Below are 14,767 nucleotides of genomic sequence, written 5' to 3' on the forward strand. Positions count from 1 at the left end.
GAACTCGCAGCGGTGCTCGACATGGGTTGGGAGGACATCAATCTCGCCGTCGAGTACGAGGGCGACCATCACCGGACCGATCGCAGGCAATTCAATCGGGACATCGCGCGTCACGAAGCGCTGTCCGATCTCGGCTGGATCGTCATCCGGGTTACCGCCGACGACACACAGGGCGGAATTCTGCACCGAGTGGCCGCGGCCTGGGCCCGCCGAACGTGCTCTCAGGGCGGGAAAATCGCCTAAATCCCGCCCCCAGAGCACGCTCGGCGACGAGCCAAGGCGGCCCTAGCCCAGCGGTGCGCTCGGCGTGAACGCGACCGGCATCTTCTCCAGGCCGGAGACGAAGTTGGCCGGCCGCAGGGGCAGGTCGGCCTCCGAGGCCAGCCGCATGTCCGGCAGGCGCTGCAGCAGCCGGGTCTGCATGATGGACAGCTCCAGCCGGGCTAGCTGGTTCCCGAGGCAGAAGTGCGTCCCGAAGCCGAAGGCCAGGTGGTTGTTCGGATAACGCGCGATGTCGAATGATTCCGGATCGTCGAACACCTTCTCGTCGAAGTTCGCCGACTCGAACAGCAGGATCATCTTCTCGCCCTGGCGCAGCTGGGTGCCGTGGAACTCGGTGTCGGCGGTGATGGTGCGTGCCATGTTCTTCACCGGCGCGGTCCAGCGCAACATCTCCTCGATCGCGTTGGGCAGCAGGCTCAGGTCGCCCGCCAGGCGCCGGTGCTGATCCGGGTGCAGCAGCAACTGCCGGGTCCCGCCGGACAGCGTGTGGCGCGTGGTCTCGTCGCCGCCGATCAACAGCAGCAGCACCTCGGTGACAATCTGGTGGTCCTCGAGCCGTGAGCCCTCGACCTCCGCGTGCACCAGGACACTGACCAGGTCGTCGGTCGGCTCGGACTTGCGGGCCTCGATCATGCCCATCATGTACTGGCTGTAGGCCGCGAAAGCGTCCATGGTGACCTGGAAATCGGACTCCGCCGCGGTGCTGCTCAAGAAGCTGACCAGGTCGTCGGACCACTTGAGGAACATCTTGCGCTCCTCGGGACGCACGCCGAGCATGTCGCCGATCACGGCCATCGGCAGGGGCGCGGCAAGGTCCCAGACGAAGTCGCATTCGCCGCGTTCGCACACCGCGTCGATCAGCGTGTCACACAGCGAAACGATCTTGGCTTCAAGGTCTTTCACGCGCTTGCGGGTGAAGCCGGAGTTGACGAGCTTGCGGCGCAGCAGATGTTGCGGATCGTCCATCTCGATCATCATCTCGACGCCGTCTTGGTCGGGGCGGATGCCGCCGGCGTTGGAGAACAGCTCGGGGTTGCGTTCGGCCTCGATCACGGCCTGATAGGTCGACGCGGCGGCCAATCCCTTGCGGTCCCGGAAGACCGGCTCGTGCTCGCGCATCCATCGGTAGACGGACCGCGAATCGCCGGCGTAGAAGGCACCGTCGGTCAGATCCACATCGGGTCTGGTCATCGTCATGAGATCTCCTGGGCATCACCGAAGGTCATTTGGACGTTCTGAGCGGAACTGGACACCAAAGCGCGTTTTGGAAGGCCTAGCGACGCAAGCTCTTTCGCATACGGGTGATCACCCAGCCGGATCCGCACGCCGCCGAACCGGGTGTGCACACCATCCAGCGTGTGTTCGAAGGCGGTCTCGCGGGTGACGCCGTCGCGGTGTGAGTAACTGGTCTGCGCCTGCTGGCGGGGGGTCAGCCGGAACGGCAGGCCGGGGCGAAAATCCATGCCGATCACCGGCTGGCCGTCGATGCTGAGGTCGAAACCGAACCGGCGCCCCTCCCGAACGGTGAAGTCGCCCATCACCTTCGGGTAACCCCAGATCTTGGTGCCCGCCTCCAAGGTGAACGCCTGGTCGACGGGCAGGTGATGGATGAAGGCGCCGGCCGACTGCAGCGCTCGTAGCCCGCTGGCCTTCGAGCCGGGCGGGTTGACCATGACGCTGGTGCCGAACTCGTGATACTGGCCCAGGTCGCCGTCGAGGTAATGCATCAGCATCAGGACCACGATCGCGCGACCGGGCAGGTAGCGGCAGACCTGCAGGCCGCTGTAGTCGATCATCTGCTGCGCGGCGTCGGCGTCGACGGAGAACATCGCCATGTGCTGATTTGCCTGGCGGATCCGCACCGGCATGGTCAGTACCGTGCCCGCGATGGTGTGCTGCGAGGCTGTCATCGGGCCACACTAGAACGCGTTCTAATCCCCTGGCAAGGATCGGCTAGATCAGCGTGGCGAGCTCCCTGATCTGCGCCTCATTGCGTCCGTTGACCACCATCATGGTGACGCCGGCGGCTTCCCAGACCTTGACCTGCTCACGGACGTAGTTGATATCACCGACGATCGCGGCGTCGTCGATCACCTCGTCGGGGATGATCTCGGCGGCCTTGTCCTTCTGGTTGCTGCGGAACAGCTTGGTGACCTCGTCGACCACCTCGGCGTAGCCCATCCGCCGGTAGACGTCGGCGTGGAAGTTGGTGTCCTCGGCGCCCATCCCACCCATGTAGAGCGCGATGTAGGGCTTCATGGCCGCGAACGCCGCGGGGCGGTCGTCGGTGATGACGATGTTGGCGGTCGCGCAGATCTCGAAGTCGTCGCGGCTGCGGCGCGCCCCGGGCCGCGCGAACCCTTCGTCGAGCCATTCGTTGTAGGTGTCCGCCATCCGCGGCGTGTAGAAGATCGGCAGCCAGCCGTCGCAGATCTCGGCGGCCAGGGCCACGTTCTTCGGCCCCTCGGCGCCCAGCATGATCGGGATGTCGGGGCGCAGCGGGTGGGTGATGGGCTTGAGGGGCTTGCCCAGCCCGGTCGTCTGCTCGCCGGTCAGCGGCAACGGGTAGTGGGGGCCGTCGCTGGTGACCGGCTTCTCGCGGGCCCACACCTGCCTCATGATGTCGACGTATTCACGGGTACGGGCCAGCGGCTTGGGGAACGGCCGGCCGTACCAGCCCTCGACCACCTGCGGGCCCGAGACGCCGAGGCCGATGATGTGCCGGCCCCCGGACAGATGGTCGAGCGTCAGCGCGGCCATCGCGGTCGCCGTCGGGGTCCGCGCGGACAGCTGAATCACCGAGGTGCCCAGTCGCAGCCGGTGTGTCGACGAGCCCAGCCACGCCAGCGGCGTGTAGGCATCCGATCCCCACGCTTCGGCCGTGAAGACGGCGTCGAATCCGGTTTCCTCGGCGGCGGCGACGAGCTCCGCGTGGTTCTCCGGCGGCTGAGCGCCCCAATACCCGAGCTGCAATCCCAGCTTCATAGTCACTGAACCCTTCCGAGGACCCGATGTTGAAACAGTTCTTAGAACCTGTTCTACTCGATGGCGTGACAGCCAGTTCGAGCAGCCCGACCTTGACGGATCCCACTGAGCCACCGCTCTCCGCGCCGCTGACGTTGTCTTTCGACTACACCCGTTCGGTCGGCCCCACGCTGAGCAAGTTCTTCACCGCACTGCGTGAGCGCCACGTCCTGGGAGTGCGCGGATCCGATGGCCGGGTACACGTGCCGCCGGCGGAATACGACCCGGTCACCTACGAGCCGCTGGGCGAGATGGTGCCGGTGTCCAGCGTCGGCACCGTCGTTTCCTGGACGTGGCAACCGGATCCGGTGGAGGGTCAGCCCCTGGACCGTCCGTTCGCCTGGGCGCTGATCAAGCTCGACGGCGCGGACACCCCGCTGATGCACGCCGTGGACGCCGGCAGCCCAGGAGCCATCACGACGGGCTCCCGGGTCCATGTGCACTGGGCCGACGAGCCGGTGGGCACCATCACCGACATCGCGTACTTCGAGCTCGGTGAGGAAGCCGAGCCGGTGTCCGAACAGCCGGCGGGCGAACAAGATCCGGTGACCATGATCGTCACGCCGATCTCGCTGACGATTCAGCACACCGCCTCCCACGAGGAAAGCGCCTACCTGCGGGCCATCGCGCAGGGCAAGCTGCTGGGCGCGCGTACCGGCGAGAAGGGCAAGGTTTATTTCCCGCCGCACGGCGCGGACCCGGCCACCGGCCAACCCACCACCGAATTCGTGGAGCTGCCCGACAAGGGCACCGTCACGACGTTCGCGATCATCAACATCCCGTTCCAGGGTCAGCGCATCAAACCGCCCTACGTGGCGGCCTACGTGCTGCTCGACGGTGCCGACATTCCCTTCCTGCATCTGGTCGCCGACATCGACGCGCACGAGGTGCGGATGGGTATGCGCGTCGAGGCGGTGTGGAAACCCCGCGAGGAGTGGGACTTTGGCATCGACAACATCGAGTACTTCCGGCCGACAGGGGAACCCGACGCCGACTACGACACCTACAAGCACCACCTGTAAAGGGCACACCTACCACATGAGCGCTCGCAACGTTGCGGTCGTCGGCTTCGCCCACGCCCCACACGTACGCCGCACAGACGGCACCACCAACGGCGTCGAGATGTTGATGCCGTGCTTCGCCCAGCTCTACGAGGACCTGGGTATCACGAAGGCCGACATCGGCTTCTGGTGCTCGGGATCCTCCGATTACCTCGCCGGGCGGGCATTCTCGTTCATCTCGGCGATCGACTCGATCGGCGCAGTGCCGCCGATCAACGAATCGCACGTCGAGATGGACGCGGCGTGGGCCCTCTACGAGGCCTACATCAAGATCCTGACCGGCGAGGTCGACACCGCGCTGGTGTACGGGTTCGGCAAGTCCTCGGCCGGAATTCTGCGCCAGATCCTGTCCCGGCAGACCGATCCCTATACCGTCGCGCCGCTGTGGCCGGACTCGATCTCGATGGCCGGGCTGCAGGCCCGCATGGGGCTCGACAACGGCAAGTGGACCGAAGAGCAGATGGCGCGCGTCGCGTTCGACTCCTTCGCCAACGCGCGCCGGGTCGACAAGGTGGAGGGGTCGATCAGCGTGGCCGAGCTGCTCGAGCGGCCGTTCTTCGCCGAGCCGCTGCGGCGCCACGACATCGCGCCCATCACCGACGGCGCCGCCGCGATCGTGCTCGCGGCCGACGATCGGGCGCGCGAGCTGCGCGAGAACCCCGCCTGGATAACGGGAATCGAGCACCGCATCGAAACCCCGGCCCTCGGCGCGCGCGACCTCACCGAGTCCCCGTCGACCAAGGCCGCGGCCCAGGCGGCCACGGGCGGCCGAACCGACAACCTGGACGTCGCGGAGATCTGCGCGCCGTTCACCCACCAGCACCTGATCCTCGAGCAAGCCATCCGGATACCGGGGCCGACCAAGGTCAACCCGTCCGGTGGAGCGCTGGCCGCCAACCCCATGTTCGTCGCCGGCCTCGAGCGTATCGGCTTTGCCGCCCAACACATCTGGAACGGATCGGCCAAGCGGGTGCTCGCGCACGCCACCAGCGGGCCCGCGTTGCAACAGAACCTGGTCGCGGTCATGGAAGGAAAGAACTGATGGCCGGAGCGGGAGCATACCTGGCCGCGGTACTGGGTACCGGGCAGACCAAGTACGTGGCCAAGCGCAAGGACGTTTCGATGAACGGCATGGTGCGCGAGGCGATCGACCGCGCGCTGGAAGATTCGGGTTCGACGTTCGACGACATCGACGCCGTCGTCGTCGGCAAGGCGCCCGACTTCTTCGAGGGCGTGATGATGCCCGAGCTGTTCATGGCCGACGCCGTCGGCGCCACCGGCAAGCCGCTGATCCGGGTGCACACCGCGGGTTCGGTCGGCGGGTCCACCGCGGTGGTGGCCGCCAGTCTGGTGCAGTCCGGCAAGTACCGCCGCGTGCTGGCCATGGCCTGGGAGAAGCAGTCGGAATCAAATGCCATGTGGGCGTTGTCGATTCCGGTCCCCTTCATCAAGCCCGTCGGCGCAGGCGCGGGCGGTTATTTCGCCCCGCACGTGCGGTCCTACATCCGCCGTTCCGGCGCACCGTTGAACATCGGCGCGATGGTTGCCGTCAAGGACCGGCTGAACGGGGCCCGCAATCCGCTGGCGCACCTGCATCAGCCCGACATCACCGTCGAGAAGGTGATGGAGTCGCCGATGTTGTGGGACCCGATCCGCTACGACGAGACCTGCCCGTCCTCGGACGGTGCCGCCGCGGTGGTGATCGGCAACGAGGAGGCCGCCGAAGCCCGTCTGGCCCAAGGACAGCCGGTCGCGTGGATCCACGCGACCGCGCTGCGCACCGAGCCGCTGCAATTCTCGGGACGCGACCAGGTCAGCCCCCAGGCCGGGCGGGACGCCGCCGCGGCGCTGTGGAAGGCGGCGGGCATCACGAGCCCGATCGACGAGATCGACGCCGCGGAAATTTACGTGCCCTTCTCGTGGTTCGAGCCGATGTGGTTGGAAAACCTCGGCTTTGCGCCCGAGGGTGAGGGCTGGAAGCTCACCGAAGCCGGCGAGACGGCGATCGGGGGGCGGCTACCGGTCAACCCGTCGGGCGGCGTGCTGTCGTCGAACCCGATCGGCGCGTCCGGCCTGATTCGGTTCGCCGAGGCGGCGATTCAGGTGATGGGCAAGGGCGGGGATCACCAAGTCCCCAACGCGCGTAAGGCGTTGGGGCACGCCTACGGCGGTGGCTCGCAGTACTACTCCATGTGGGTGGTCGGCGCGGACAAACCCACGCCCGAAAAAGTCGGCTCGTGACCGAGAACCCCGCGCACGAGGCGGGCCGCCGCTCGCGCGAGGCGGTCATCGCCAGGGACAAAGAGGCGTGGCTGGCGGTGTTCGCCGACGACGCGATCGTCGAGGATCCGATCGGGCCGTCGGCCTTCGACCCGGAAGGCAAAGGACACCGGGGCCGCGACGCGATCTCGGCCTTCTGGGACAAAGCGATCGCGCCCACCACCAAGATCGAGTTCGTCTTCCGCGACACCTACCAATGCGGCAACGAGGAAGCCAACGTCGGCCACATCCTGATCACCCATGGCGACTATCAGGTGACCGCGGAGGGCGTCTTCACCTACAAGGCGAACGACGAGGGCCAGATGACCGCCCTGCGCGCCTACTGGGAGATGGACCGCGCGGCCGCGTCGGCCCGGAAGGTCTAGAGCGGCTCGAGCCCGGCCAGGTGCCGCTGAGCCAGTTCGCGGTAGGCCTGCGGATTCACCTTGACCCACATCTCCGCGCCCGTTCCGGCGACGGGTCCCTTGATCTGCGCCGGTGCGCCCACCGCCAGCATGCCGGCCGGAATCTGGGTGCCGGCCGTCACCAATGAATGGGCCGCGATCAGGCTGCGCGCGCCGATGACCGCGCCGTCGAGGACGGTCGCGTGGTTGGCGATCAGGGCCTCGGCCCCGACATGCACCCCGTGGATGCAGCACATGTGCGCCACCGTGGCGCCGGGCCCGATGTCGACCGGGATGCCGGGCGGCGCGTGCAGCACCGACCCGTCCTGCACGTTCGCGCCCTCGCGCACCACGATCGGCCCGTAGTCGCCGCGCAGCACGGTGTTGAACCACACCGATGCACCGGCCTCGACGACGACCTCGCCGATCAGGGTGGCGGTCGGCGCCACGAAAGCGGTGGGATCGACCCGCGGCGCCCGGCCCTCGAAAGCAAACAGCGGCATCGTCTAGATATACCCCGAGCGGGAATCCGCCGCGCATATGCCGTGGCCAGACTCGCCGTCGTTGCGCGCCGCCACCGCAAAACTGTAACGTGTTCTAGTTAGAGGGCCAGCGAGTTGGAGGTGACAGGTGACTACCGACGCCAAGGCGGTCGGCATCCGGGAGATCGATCCCGGTGCTCTGCCGACAAGGTACGCCCGGGGCTGGCATTGCCTGGGCGTCGCGAAGGACTTCCAGGACGGCAAGCCGCACTCGATCGAGGCGTTCGGCACCAAGCTGGTGGTCTTCGCCGACTCACACGGGGACCTGAACGTGCTGGACGGCTACTGCCGGCACATGGGTGGTGACCTCTCTGAGGGCACCATCAAAGGCGACGAGGTGGCCTGCCCGTTCCACGACTGGCGCTGGGGCGGTGACGGCCGCTGCAAGCTCGTGCCATACGCCAAGCGCACACCCAAGACGGCGCGCACCCGCTCGTGGACGACCGACGTGCGCGGCGGCCTGTTGTTCGTCTGGCACGACCACGAACAGAATCCGCCGGACCCCGCGGTCCGGATCCCCGACATCCCGGAAGCCGCCAGCAACGAGTGGACGGAATGGCGGTGGAACCGCATCCTCATCGAGGGCTCGAACTGCCGCGACATCATCGACAACGTCACCGACATGGCGCACTTCTTCTACATCCATTTCGGGTTGCCGACGTACTTCAAGAACGTCTTCGAGGGTCACATCGCGTCGCAATACCTGCACAACGTGGGCCGTCCGGACGTCAACGACCTGGGTACCTCCTACGGTGAGGCGCACCTCGACTCGGAGGCGTCGTACTTCGGGCCATCGTTCATGATCAACTGGCTGCACAACAGCTACGGCGGCTACAAGGCGGAGTCGATCCTGATCAACTGCCACTACCCGGTGACCCAGAACTCGTTCGTGTTGCAGTGGGGCGTCATCGTCGAAAAGCCCAAGGGCATGGACGAAGCGATGACCGAGAAGCTGTCGCGGGTATTCACCGAAGGCGTCAGCAAGGGCTTCCTGCAGGACGTCGAGATCTGGAAGCACAAGACCCGCATCGACAACCCCCTGCTGGTCGAGGAAGACGGCGCCGTCTACCAGCTGCGCCGCTGGTATCAGCAGTTCTACGTCGACGTGGCCGACATCCAGCCGGAAATGGTGGAGCGCTTCGAGATCGAGGTGGACACCACGCGCGCCAACGAATACTGGAACGCCGAGGTCGAAGAGAACCTCAAGGCGGCCAACGACGAAGTGCCCGTGGAGCAACACTGATTCCATGACCCAGGATCAACCGGCAGTCCCCGACGTCGACCGGCTAGCCCGGTCGATGCTGATGCTGCACGGTGACCATCACGACCACGAGGACGCGCCGGCCCGCAACGGCGGCTCCGGATCCTGGTCGAAGTCAAGGGATTTCGCCAACGATCCGCAGCGTGCCGCCGCCGTCGCCGAAGCCAGTCGCGCCGACCGGGAGCGCTACCTTCGCTCGGGCCTGCTGCCGGTGGATTGCCGGTTCTGCCACGTCACGGTCACCGTCCGGAAACTGGGCCCGGGCCACACCGCCGTGCAATGGAACACCGAGGCCTGGCAGCGGTGCGCCCACTTCACCGAGGTGCGCAACTCCGGTGGCGACACCGCGCGCACCCGTTCCTGCCCGAAGTTGAGCGACAGCATCGAGCATGCGGTCGCGGAGGGTTACCTGGGCGAGCCCGAGGATCCGGACGCCGACTGAATCACTGCCCTTGGGGCAGTTTGGTTATCGCTTCGAACGCCTCTAGGAATACCGCGGCGATGTCGCCCTCGCGGGCGCCGGCCATCGGCTTCTTCTGCAGGAGGACACGCTGCACGCCGATGCCCAATAGCAGGGCGGTGACCATGTCCGCGCGAATCCTGGGCCGGTCCGCCGTTATCCGCTTGGCCAGGTTGTGGGTGAGGCCCGCATCGAGCTGCTCGTTGAGACGCGCCACGACCGAAGGGTCGCCGCTGGACCTCAGCAGGGCGAACAACGGGGCGTCGACATCGCGGCGCGCGCCCAGCACCCGGGCGATCAATCGCTCCGCCAGCACATCGTCCGCGGCGCCGAGAAGTTCCTCCACATTCTCCGAAACCTCCGTTGCTTCCGCGAAGAGCCTTTCCTTCGACCCGAAATAGCGGCGGACCAAAGTGACATCCACACCGGCTTTCGACGCCACCTCGCGCAGGCCAATGGCGTTGTAGCCCCGCGCAAGGAAGAGCTCGCGGGCGGATTCCAGCAGGCGGATTCTGGTGGCACCGGCGTCGCGGCGCCGTGGTGGCACGTCGTCCATCTGTCCTCCTTTGTCTACAACCGTAGACATATCCGCCCCGGCGGCGCTACGCTGAGGGCATATGTCTACGACTGTGGACATATGCCGGTGAGTTGAGGGAGGTTCTCATGGCCGGGGTGATGCTTGTCAAACAGCGGGTCGCCAGTGTCGATCAATGGAACGACGTGTTTCGCGAACCCCGACTCGATGCAACCCGGCGCCGGCATGGGCTGGTCGTGACCGGTACCTACATCGACGGCGACGACCCCACCACCGTCATCGTCGTCATGAAGATGGAAAACATCGATGCGGCAAGGCGATTCGCGGCCTCGTCCGAGCTTGCCAGGGCGCGCGAGCACGCGGGCGCGATCGGTCCACCAGACGGCGTTTGGCTGGGGGCCCGGCCGGTCGACGACTGATTCACAGCCCGGCGAAGCGCTCCTTGACGGTTTCGACGGTCAGCCCGTAATCCGCCAGCGAGTAACGATGTTTCGGCGCCCGCTCGCCGGACTGGCTGTCGGCGTGCGTCTTCTCCATCGCCGCCCTCGCCTCGTCGGTCAGCGTCATCCCGAACTGCCGATAGATGTCGGCCACCGTGCCGATCGGGTCGGCGATCAGTTCCTTGTAGTCGACGTCGTAGAACTGGGCCGGTGAATACTTGGCGCGGGCGGTGTTGAAGCGCTCCAACCCCCGCGACCAGGTATCCATTGCGTCGGCGCCGATCTGGGCCCCGTCAAACTTCGTCGACCATCCCTCGGCGGTGTGCTGAGCCAGCGAGCACATGGAGGCCATGATCGTCTCGACCGGCCGATGGGTCTGAATCACCAGCGCGTCGGGGTAGGTCGCCATCAAGGCGTCCAGCGCGAACAGGTGGCTGGGATTCTTGAGCACCCAACGCTTTTCGGCGTCATTGAGCCCGATCAGCTGGAGGTTCTTGCGGTGCCGCCGATAAGACGGCGTCCAATCCTGCTCCGACAGCCACTGCGCGTAACTGGGCAGGTGCGCCAAGGTCTCGTAGGACACCGAATGCAGCGACTGGCGAAGCAGCTGCCAGCATTCCTCGAGCTCGTATGCGGCCATGAAGTGCAGGCCCGTGTAACCGGGATTCTCTCGGTGGTGCCGGTTGAATTGCTCGTCCAGTTGGCGATAAAGCGGGTGTGATTCCCAGGTTTCACGCGGCGGCCGCGGTTGCGGGAATTCGGCCAGCCACATGTGCAGGCCCTGATGCGCGGGGTCGGCGCCCAGCAGCCGGTGCAGCGCCGTGGTGCCGGTGCGCACCAGGCCGGTGACGAAGATCGGGCGTTCGATCACGACGTCGGCGTGCTGCGGGTACTGCTTCCACGACGCCTCGGACAGCAGCCGGGCCACCAGGGCTCCGCGCAGGAAAAATCGATTCATCTTGCTGCCCAACACCGTAAGGCCGGCTTCTCGCCGGTAGGAGTCCAGCAGCACCTCGAGCGCCTCGAGGTAGTTGTCGTCGTTGGCGCCGAAGTCGTCCAGTCCGGTCAGCTTGCTGGCAGATGCGTGCAGTTCGTCGACGGTGCCGATGTCGGTGCGATCAGCTCCCATGTCGCCATCTCCTCATCGCTTCGTCCCCCGCAAGCGGGTGGTGCCCCCACTGCATCGTCGATGGCGGCATCACGTGTGGTACTCCCCGCAGTTGACGTCCAGGGTCTGCCCGGTGATGCCGCTGGACAGGTCGCTGGCCAAGAACAGGATGGCCGAGGCCACCTCGTCTTCGGTCGGCAGGCGCTTCAGGTCGGAGTTCGCCGCGGTGGCCGCGTAGATCTGGTCCACCGTGGTGCCGTATTTGCCCGCCTGATGTTCGAAGTAGGCCTGCAGGGTGTCCCCCCAGATATAGCCGGGGGCAACGGAATTGACGCGGATCCCCTTCTCGCCGAGCTCGGTGGCCAGGGACTGTGACATCGACAGCAGCGCCGACTTGGCCATCTTGTAGGCGCCGTACTTGGCCTGGGAGTGCCGCAGCACCATGGAGTTGACGTTGACGATCGACCCGTGCGACTTCTCCAACGCGGGCGTGAAGGCCTGGATGAGCCGCAACGCGCCCAGGGCGCTGAGCTCGATCGCATCACGGATGTGCTGAAAACTGGTGCCGGCCAACGGCTTCATCGATGGCACGCGGAACGCGTTGTTGATCAACACGTCGACTTTGCCGTAGGTGGCCATGGTCGTCTCGACGAGGTAGTTGACCTCGTCGTCGTCGGTGATGTCGCAGCGCACGGCCAGCGCCTTGTGCCCGGCGTCGTTGACCTCCTTGGCGACGCTTTCCAGCCGTTCCACGGTCCTCGCCGCGAGGACCAGGTCGGCACCGTCCTGGGAGAACCGGTGCGCCAGGGTGGTGCCGAGTCCCGGCCCGACGCCGCTGATGACGACGACCTTTTCGTTGAGCAATCCTGACATGGTCACCCCAGCATCCTGGCCGCAATTTGTTGTTGGCGCAGCGCTATTCGCGCCCGCCATTCGTCGTCGGAGATCTTATTGTGCTCGAAGTACGGCAACGTGGCGGGTACGGCGTCGAAGTCGACCAACTCCACGGTGGGCCCGTCCGCCTCGGTGAGCTGACGCGACACCCGCTGCCAACGGAACTGCAGGAAGCCCCGCCGATGCGCCAGCGTCTCGACCCAGTTGGTCACTCCCGGATTCTGGTCGGCGACGACGATGCGCACCTTGCCGTCCGGATCCGCTTGCGCCTGAGTGTTGTTCAGCGACGTCTGGTGGTTGATGTAATCCAGGGAGATGTACCACAGGCTGCCCAGCTGGAAGCCGAGGTAGGGCGCATCGGAAACCGGGATGGTGATCACCAGCGCCTGATCGGGCCGCAGGTCGTAGTGGCCGACCGCCGAATACTGGGTCGCGAGTCCGCCCGGCGTGAGCCGGGGCGCAACCATGGTGTTCACCGGAAGGTCGAGATAGAACCACTGCGGGAATTGCAGCCACGTCTTCACCCGGTTGACGAGCTGCTTTCCCGCTGTGGCATAACGCTTTTCGATCGTCTCGCGGCTCAGCGGCGGGGGCGCGGTGCCCGCGGTGTCGAGCCGGGAAATCGCCAGCGTGCCGCGCTGTGCCGACCAGTCCCCATAGACCTCGCGGATGACCAACTGGCCGTTGCTGGTGGGCCGCACCCGCCACTCGAAACTGCCGTCGGCCGCGATCTCGAGTTCGCGGTCGTCGAACGCCGCCTGGCTGGCCGGCACGTTGTCGTCGGTGTATTCACCCCCGAGCAGCTGGAAGCTCAGGTCGGTCGTGGTGCCGCGCCGGCCGGTGACGACGTAGTCGTGATTGGCGTGTACCCGGGTGCCGAAGTAGAGGGTGTCGGGGTTGTCGAGGCCCATCTTGGTGAACGGCCCGGTTCCGGACTGCAGGAACGGGTGGTCCCGTTCGTAGTCGAAGGCGAGGTGGATACAGGCCGAAACGCAGCCCGCCAGATACTGCAGCCCTTCCAGGAGGTCTGCCTCGGTCTCGATGAAGGGCGCGTCGGCGACCAGTTTCTCGGCTTCGGCGATCGCGGCGGTGAGAGGATCAGAGAACACGCATAGACGCTAGAACGTGTTCTACTTTTTCGTCAATGGCGAACGTTCCCGCGCGTCCGCCCTAGCGTTCACCGACGAGGCCGACTCACTACGGTGCGCACTGCTGCGACAGGTCGATCAGATGCTGCCGCACGTCCGGATGCCGGTTGAGGTAGTCGATGACGTTGGGGCCGCCGCCTTCCGCCTCCGACTTGGCCTGAAGCTGCGCGTGGAGATCGGGATGCCGCTGCAGGTACTGGTCGATGGAGTTACCCACGGTCTGATCGCATTGGGGCGCGGCGCCGGCGACCGGGAGCGCGATCACGCTCGCGGCGGTGACGGCCAGCAAACTCCCGGCGAGCACGCCGTACGGTCCGCGGCCACGAGTGTTCCTGGATGTCACGGTCATGCGCGCCAGGTTACTCCGGATAGCTTTGCGTGGCCTGTGCATGCGCAGGCTACTTGGCGGCGGCACCGCTTTCTTGCTCGCGCTTGATCTCCAGCGCGATGTCGATGAGTTGGTCTTCTTGACCGCCGATGAGCTTGCGCTGACCGGCGCGGTGCAGCAACTGGTGGGCGGGCACGCCGTAGCGCTCGGACTGGCGGATCGCGTGCTTGAGGAAGCTCGAGTAGACACCGGAGTAGCCCATGATCAGGGCGTTGCGGTCCAGCAGGCACTCGGCCGGCATGGCCGGGGCGACCACCTCTTCGGCGGCGTCGGCGATGTCGAAGAAGTCGATCCCGGTCTTGACGCCGATCTTGTCGAACACGCCGATGAGCGCCTCGACGGGCGCGTTGCCCGCCCCGGCACCGAACCGGCGACACGAGCCGTCGATCTGCTTGGCGCCCGCGCGGACGGCCTCGACACTGTTGGCCACCCCGAGCCCCAGGTTTTCGTGGCCGTGGAAGCCCACCTGGGCGTCGTCGCCGAGCTCGGCGACCAGGGCCGCGACCCGGTCGCGCACCCCTTCGAGGACCAGCGCGCCGGCCGAGTCGACCACGTAGACGCACTGGCACCCGGCGTCGGCCATGATGCGGGCCTGGGCGGCCAGCTTCTCCGGCGAAATCGTGTGGCTCATCATGAGGAACCCGACGGTTTCCAGGCCGAGTTCGCGGGCCAGGCCGAAGTGCTGAATGGATACGTCGGCCTCGGTGCAGTGGGTGGCGATCCGGCAGATCGACCCGCCGTTGTCCTGGGCCTCCTTGATGTCCTCCTTGGTGCCGACCCCGGGCAGCATCAGGAAGGCGATCTTGGCGTCCTTGGCCGTCTCGGCGGCAAGCTTGATCAGCTCTTGCTCGGGCGTCTTGGAGAAGCCGTAGTTGAAGCTGGAGCCGCCCAGCCCGTCGCCGTGGGTGACCTCGATGACGGGCACCCCCGCGGTGTCCAGGGCGGCCACGATGGCACCCAC

At 66.3% G+C, this 14,767-nt stretch carries 18 protein-coding genes; 8 read left to right on the plus strand and 10 right to left on the minus strand.

Annotated features, from left to right (window positions below; translation table 11 throughout):
• On the plus strand, positions 1–243 hold a 243-nt coding region (locus A5701_RS16305; RefSeq protein ID WP_156670122.1), incomplete at its 5' end, for a DUF559 domain-containing protein.
• A 42-nt stretch (positions 244–285) separates the two neighbouring features.
• On the opposite strand, the gene A5701_RS16310 is transcribed toward A5701_RS16305, so the two are convergent.
• From A5701_RS16310 to A5701_RS16320, 3 genes are read right to left on the minus strand one after another with little or no spacing between them, the layout of a single operon-like run.
• Complete coding sequence (locus A5701_RS16310) at positions 286–1,473, minus strand: cytochrome P450 (RefSeq protein ID WP_156670123.1); 1,188 nt, start codon at positions 1,471–1,473, stop codon at positions 286–288.
• Between the two features lie 2 nt (positions 1,474–1,475).
• On the minus strand, positions 1,476–2,192 hold the full coding sequence (locus A5701_RS16315) for an acetoacetate decarboxylase family protein (RefSeq protein WP_067755615.1): 717 nt from the start codon (positions 2,190–2,192) through the stop codon (positions 1,476–1,478).
• A gap of 43 nt (positions 2,193–2,235) precedes the next feature.
• Positions 2,236–3,267 (minus strand): LLM class F420-dependent oxidoreductase, encoded by a 1,032-nt coding sequence (locus A5701_RS16320; protein WP_067755619.1) that lies wholly within the window; start codon positions 3,265–3,267, stop codon positions 2,236–2,238.
• Positions 3,268–3,332: 65 nt separating this feature from the next.
• On the opposite strand from A5701_RS16320, the gene A5701_RS16325 reads away from it, so the two are divergent.
• The 4 genes from A5701_RS16325 to A5701_RS16340 are packed head-to-tail and all read left to right on the plus strand — an operon-like array spanning position 3,333 to position 7,012.
• Positions 3,333–4,328 carry a Zn-ribbon domain-containing OB-fold protein gene (locus A5701_RS16325; RefSeq protein ID WP_067755622.1) on the plus strand — a complete coding sequence of 332 codons (996 nt, stop codon included), beginning with the start codon at positions 3,333–3,335 and terminating at the stop codon, positions 4,326–4,328.
• A 16-nt stretch (positions 4,329–4,344) separates the two neighbouring features.
• Positions 4,345–5,409 carry a thiolase domain-containing protein gene (locus tag A5701_RS16330; protein ID WP_067755635.1) on the plus strand — a complete coding sequence of 355 codons (1,065 nt, stop codon included), beginning with the start codon at positions 4,345–4,347 and terminating at the stop codon, positions 5,407–5,409.
• Positions 5,409–6,608, plus strand: coding sequence for a thiolase domain-containing protein (locus tag A5701_RS16335; protein WP_067755639.1), 1,200 nt, complete (start codon positions 5,409–5,411; stop codon positions 6,606–6,608). The genes A5701_RS16330 and A5701_RS16335 overlap by 1 nt, the downstream gene beginning before the upstream one ends.
• Positions 6,605–7,012, plus strand: coding sequence for a nuclear transport factor 2 family protein (locus A5701_RS16340; protein WP_067755643.1), 408 nt, complete (start codon positions 6,605–6,607; stop codon positions 7,010–7,012). Before A5701_RS16335 ends, A5701_RS16340 begins: the two co-directional genes overlap by 4 nt.
• Here A5701_RS16340 and A5701_RS16345 read toward each other — a convergent pair.
• Positions 7,009–7,533 carry a gamma carbonic anhydrase family protein gene (locus A5701_RS16345; protein ID WP_067755647.1) on the minus strand — a complete coding sequence of 175 codons (525 nt, stop codon included), beginning with the start codon at positions 7,531–7,533 and terminating at the stop codon, positions 7,009–7,011. The genes A5701_RS16340 and A5701_RS16345 overlap by 4 nt on opposite strands.
• 127 nt (positions 7,534–7,660) lie before the next feature.
• Between A5701_RS16345 and A5701_RS16350 the strand changes: the two genes are divergently transcribed.
• The gene (locus A5701_RS16350) at positions 7,661–8,815 is read left to right on the plus strand and encodes a Rieske 2Fe-2S domain-containing protein (RefSeq protein ID WP_067755651.1); all 1,155 of its coding nucleotides are present in this window, start codon (positions 7,661–7,663) and stop codon (positions 8,813–8,815) included.
• A 4-nt stretch (positions 8,816–8,819) separates the two neighbouring features.
• Positions 8,820–9,275 (plus strand): hypothetical protein, encoded by a 456-nt coding sequence (locus A5701_RS16355; protein WP_067755654.1) that lies wholly within the window; start codon positions 8,820–8,822, stop codon positions 9,273–9,275.
• A gap of 1 nt (position 9,276) precedes the next feature.
• Here A5701_RS16355 and A5701_RS16360 read toward each other — a convergent pair whose 3' ends face one another.
• On the minus strand, positions 9,277–9,849 hold the full coding sequence (locus tag A5701_RS16360) for a TetR/AcrR family transcriptional regulator (protein ID WP_067755657.1): 573 nt from the start codon (positions 9,847–9,849) through the stop codon (positions 9,277–9,279).
• Between the two features lie 107 nt (positions 9,850–9,956).
• Here A5701_RS16360 and A5701_RS16365 point away from each other — a divergent pair, with 107 nt between their 5' ends.
• Positions 9,957–10,247, plus strand: a complete 291-nt coding sequence (locus tag A5701_RS16365; RefSeq protein ID WP_231968943.1) for a hypothetical protein — start codon at positions 9,957–9,959, stop codon at positions 10,245–10,247.
• Position 10,248: 1 nt separating this feature from the next.
• Here A5701_RS16365 and A5701_RS16370 read toward each other — a convergent pair whose 3' ends face one another.
• From A5701_RS16370 to dmpG, 5 genes are all read right to left on the minus strand, one after another.
• Positions 10,249–11,397 carry a sulfotransferase gene (locus A5701_RS16370; protein WP_067755660.1) on the minus strand — a complete coding sequence of 383 codons (1,149 nt, stop codon included), beginning with the start codon at positions 11,395–11,397 and terminating at the stop codon, positions 10,249–10,251.
• Positions 11,398–11,466: 69 nt separating this feature from the next.
• On the minus strand, positions 11,467–12,249 hold the full coding sequence (locus A5701_RS16375) for an SDR family oxidoreductase (protein WP_067755663.1): 783 nt from the start codon (positions 12,247–12,249) through the stop codon (positions 11,467–11,469).
• A gap of 2 nt (positions 12,250–12,251) precedes the next feature.
• Positions 12,252–13,379 (minus strand): hypothetical protein, encoded by a 1,128-nt coding sequence (locus A5701_RS16380; protein WP_067755666.1) that lies wholly within the window; start codon positions 13,377–13,379, stop codon positions 12,252–12,254.
• Positions 13,380–13,467: 88 nt separating this feature from the next.
• Positions 13,468–13,767: a hypothetical protein gene (locus A5701_RS16385; RefSeq protein ID WP_067755669.1), complete on the minus strand. Its 300-nt coding sequence runs from the start codon at positions 13,765–13,767 to the stop codon at positions 13,468–13,470.
• A 49-nt stretch (positions 13,768–13,816) separates the two neighbouring features.
• A partial coding sequence (dmpG, locus tag A5701_RS16390; RefSeq protein ID WP_067755674.1) for a 4-hydroxy-2-oxovalerate aldolase occupies positions 13,817–14,767 on the minus strand: 951 nt, incomplete at its 5' end.

The organism is Mycobacterium sp. E3305 (assembly GCF_001666785.1).
Taxonomy (GTDB): domain Bacteria; phylum Actinomycetota; class Actinomycetes; order Mycobacteriales; family Mycobacteriaceae; genus Mycobacterium.

Bases quoted from the DNA above. Each gene is read 5' to 3' on its own strand.
- A5701_RS16310 (WP_156670123.1), bottom strand. From the start codon at position 1,473: ATGACCAGACCCGATGTGGATCTGACCGACGGTGCCTTCTACGCCGGC.
- A5701_RS16315 (WP_067755615.1), bottom strand. From the start codon at position 2,192: ATGACAGCCTCGCAGCACACCATCGCGGGCACGGTACTGACCATGCCG.
- A5701_RS16320 (WP_067755619.1), bottom strand. From the start codon at position 3,267: ATGAAGCTGGGATTGCAGCTCGGGTATTGGGGCGCTCAGCCGCCGGAG.
- A5701_RS16330 (WP_067755635.1), top strand. From the start codon at position 4,345: ATGAGCGCTCGCAACGTTGCGGTCGTCGGCTTCGCCCACGCCCCACAC.
- A5701_RS16335 (WP_067755639.1), top strand. From the start codon at position 5,409: ATGGCCGGAGCGGGAGCATACCTGGCCGCGGTACTGGGTACCGGGCAG.
- A5701_RS16345 (WP_067755647.1), bottom strand. From the start codon at position 7,533: ATGCCGCTGTTTGCTTTCGAGGGCCGGGCGCCGCGGGTCGATCCCACC.
- A5701_RS16355 (WP_067755654.1), top strand. From the start codon at position 8,820: ATGACCCAGGATCAACCGGCAGTCCCCGACGTCGACCGGCTAGCCCGG.
- A5701_RS16360 (WP_067755657.1), bottom strand. From the start codon at position 9,849: ATGGACGACGTGCCACCACGGCGCCGCGACGCCGGTGCCACCAGAATC.
- A5701_RS16365 (WP_231968943.1), top strand. From the start codon at position 9,957: ATGGCCGGGGTGATGCTTGTCAAACAGCGGGTCGCCAGTGTCGATCAA.
- A5701_RS16370 (WP_067755660.1), bottom strand. From the start codon at position 11,397: ATGGGAGCTGATCGCACCGACATCGGCACCGTCGACGAACTGCACGCA.
- A5701_RS16375 (WP_067755663.1), bottom strand. From the start codon at position 12,249: ATGTCAGGATTGCTCAACGAAAAGGTCGTCGTCATCAGCGGCGTCGGG.
- A5701_RS16385 (WP_067755669.1), bottom strand. From the start codon at position 13,767: ATGACCGTGACATCCAGGAACACTCGTGGCCGCGGACCGTACGGCGTG.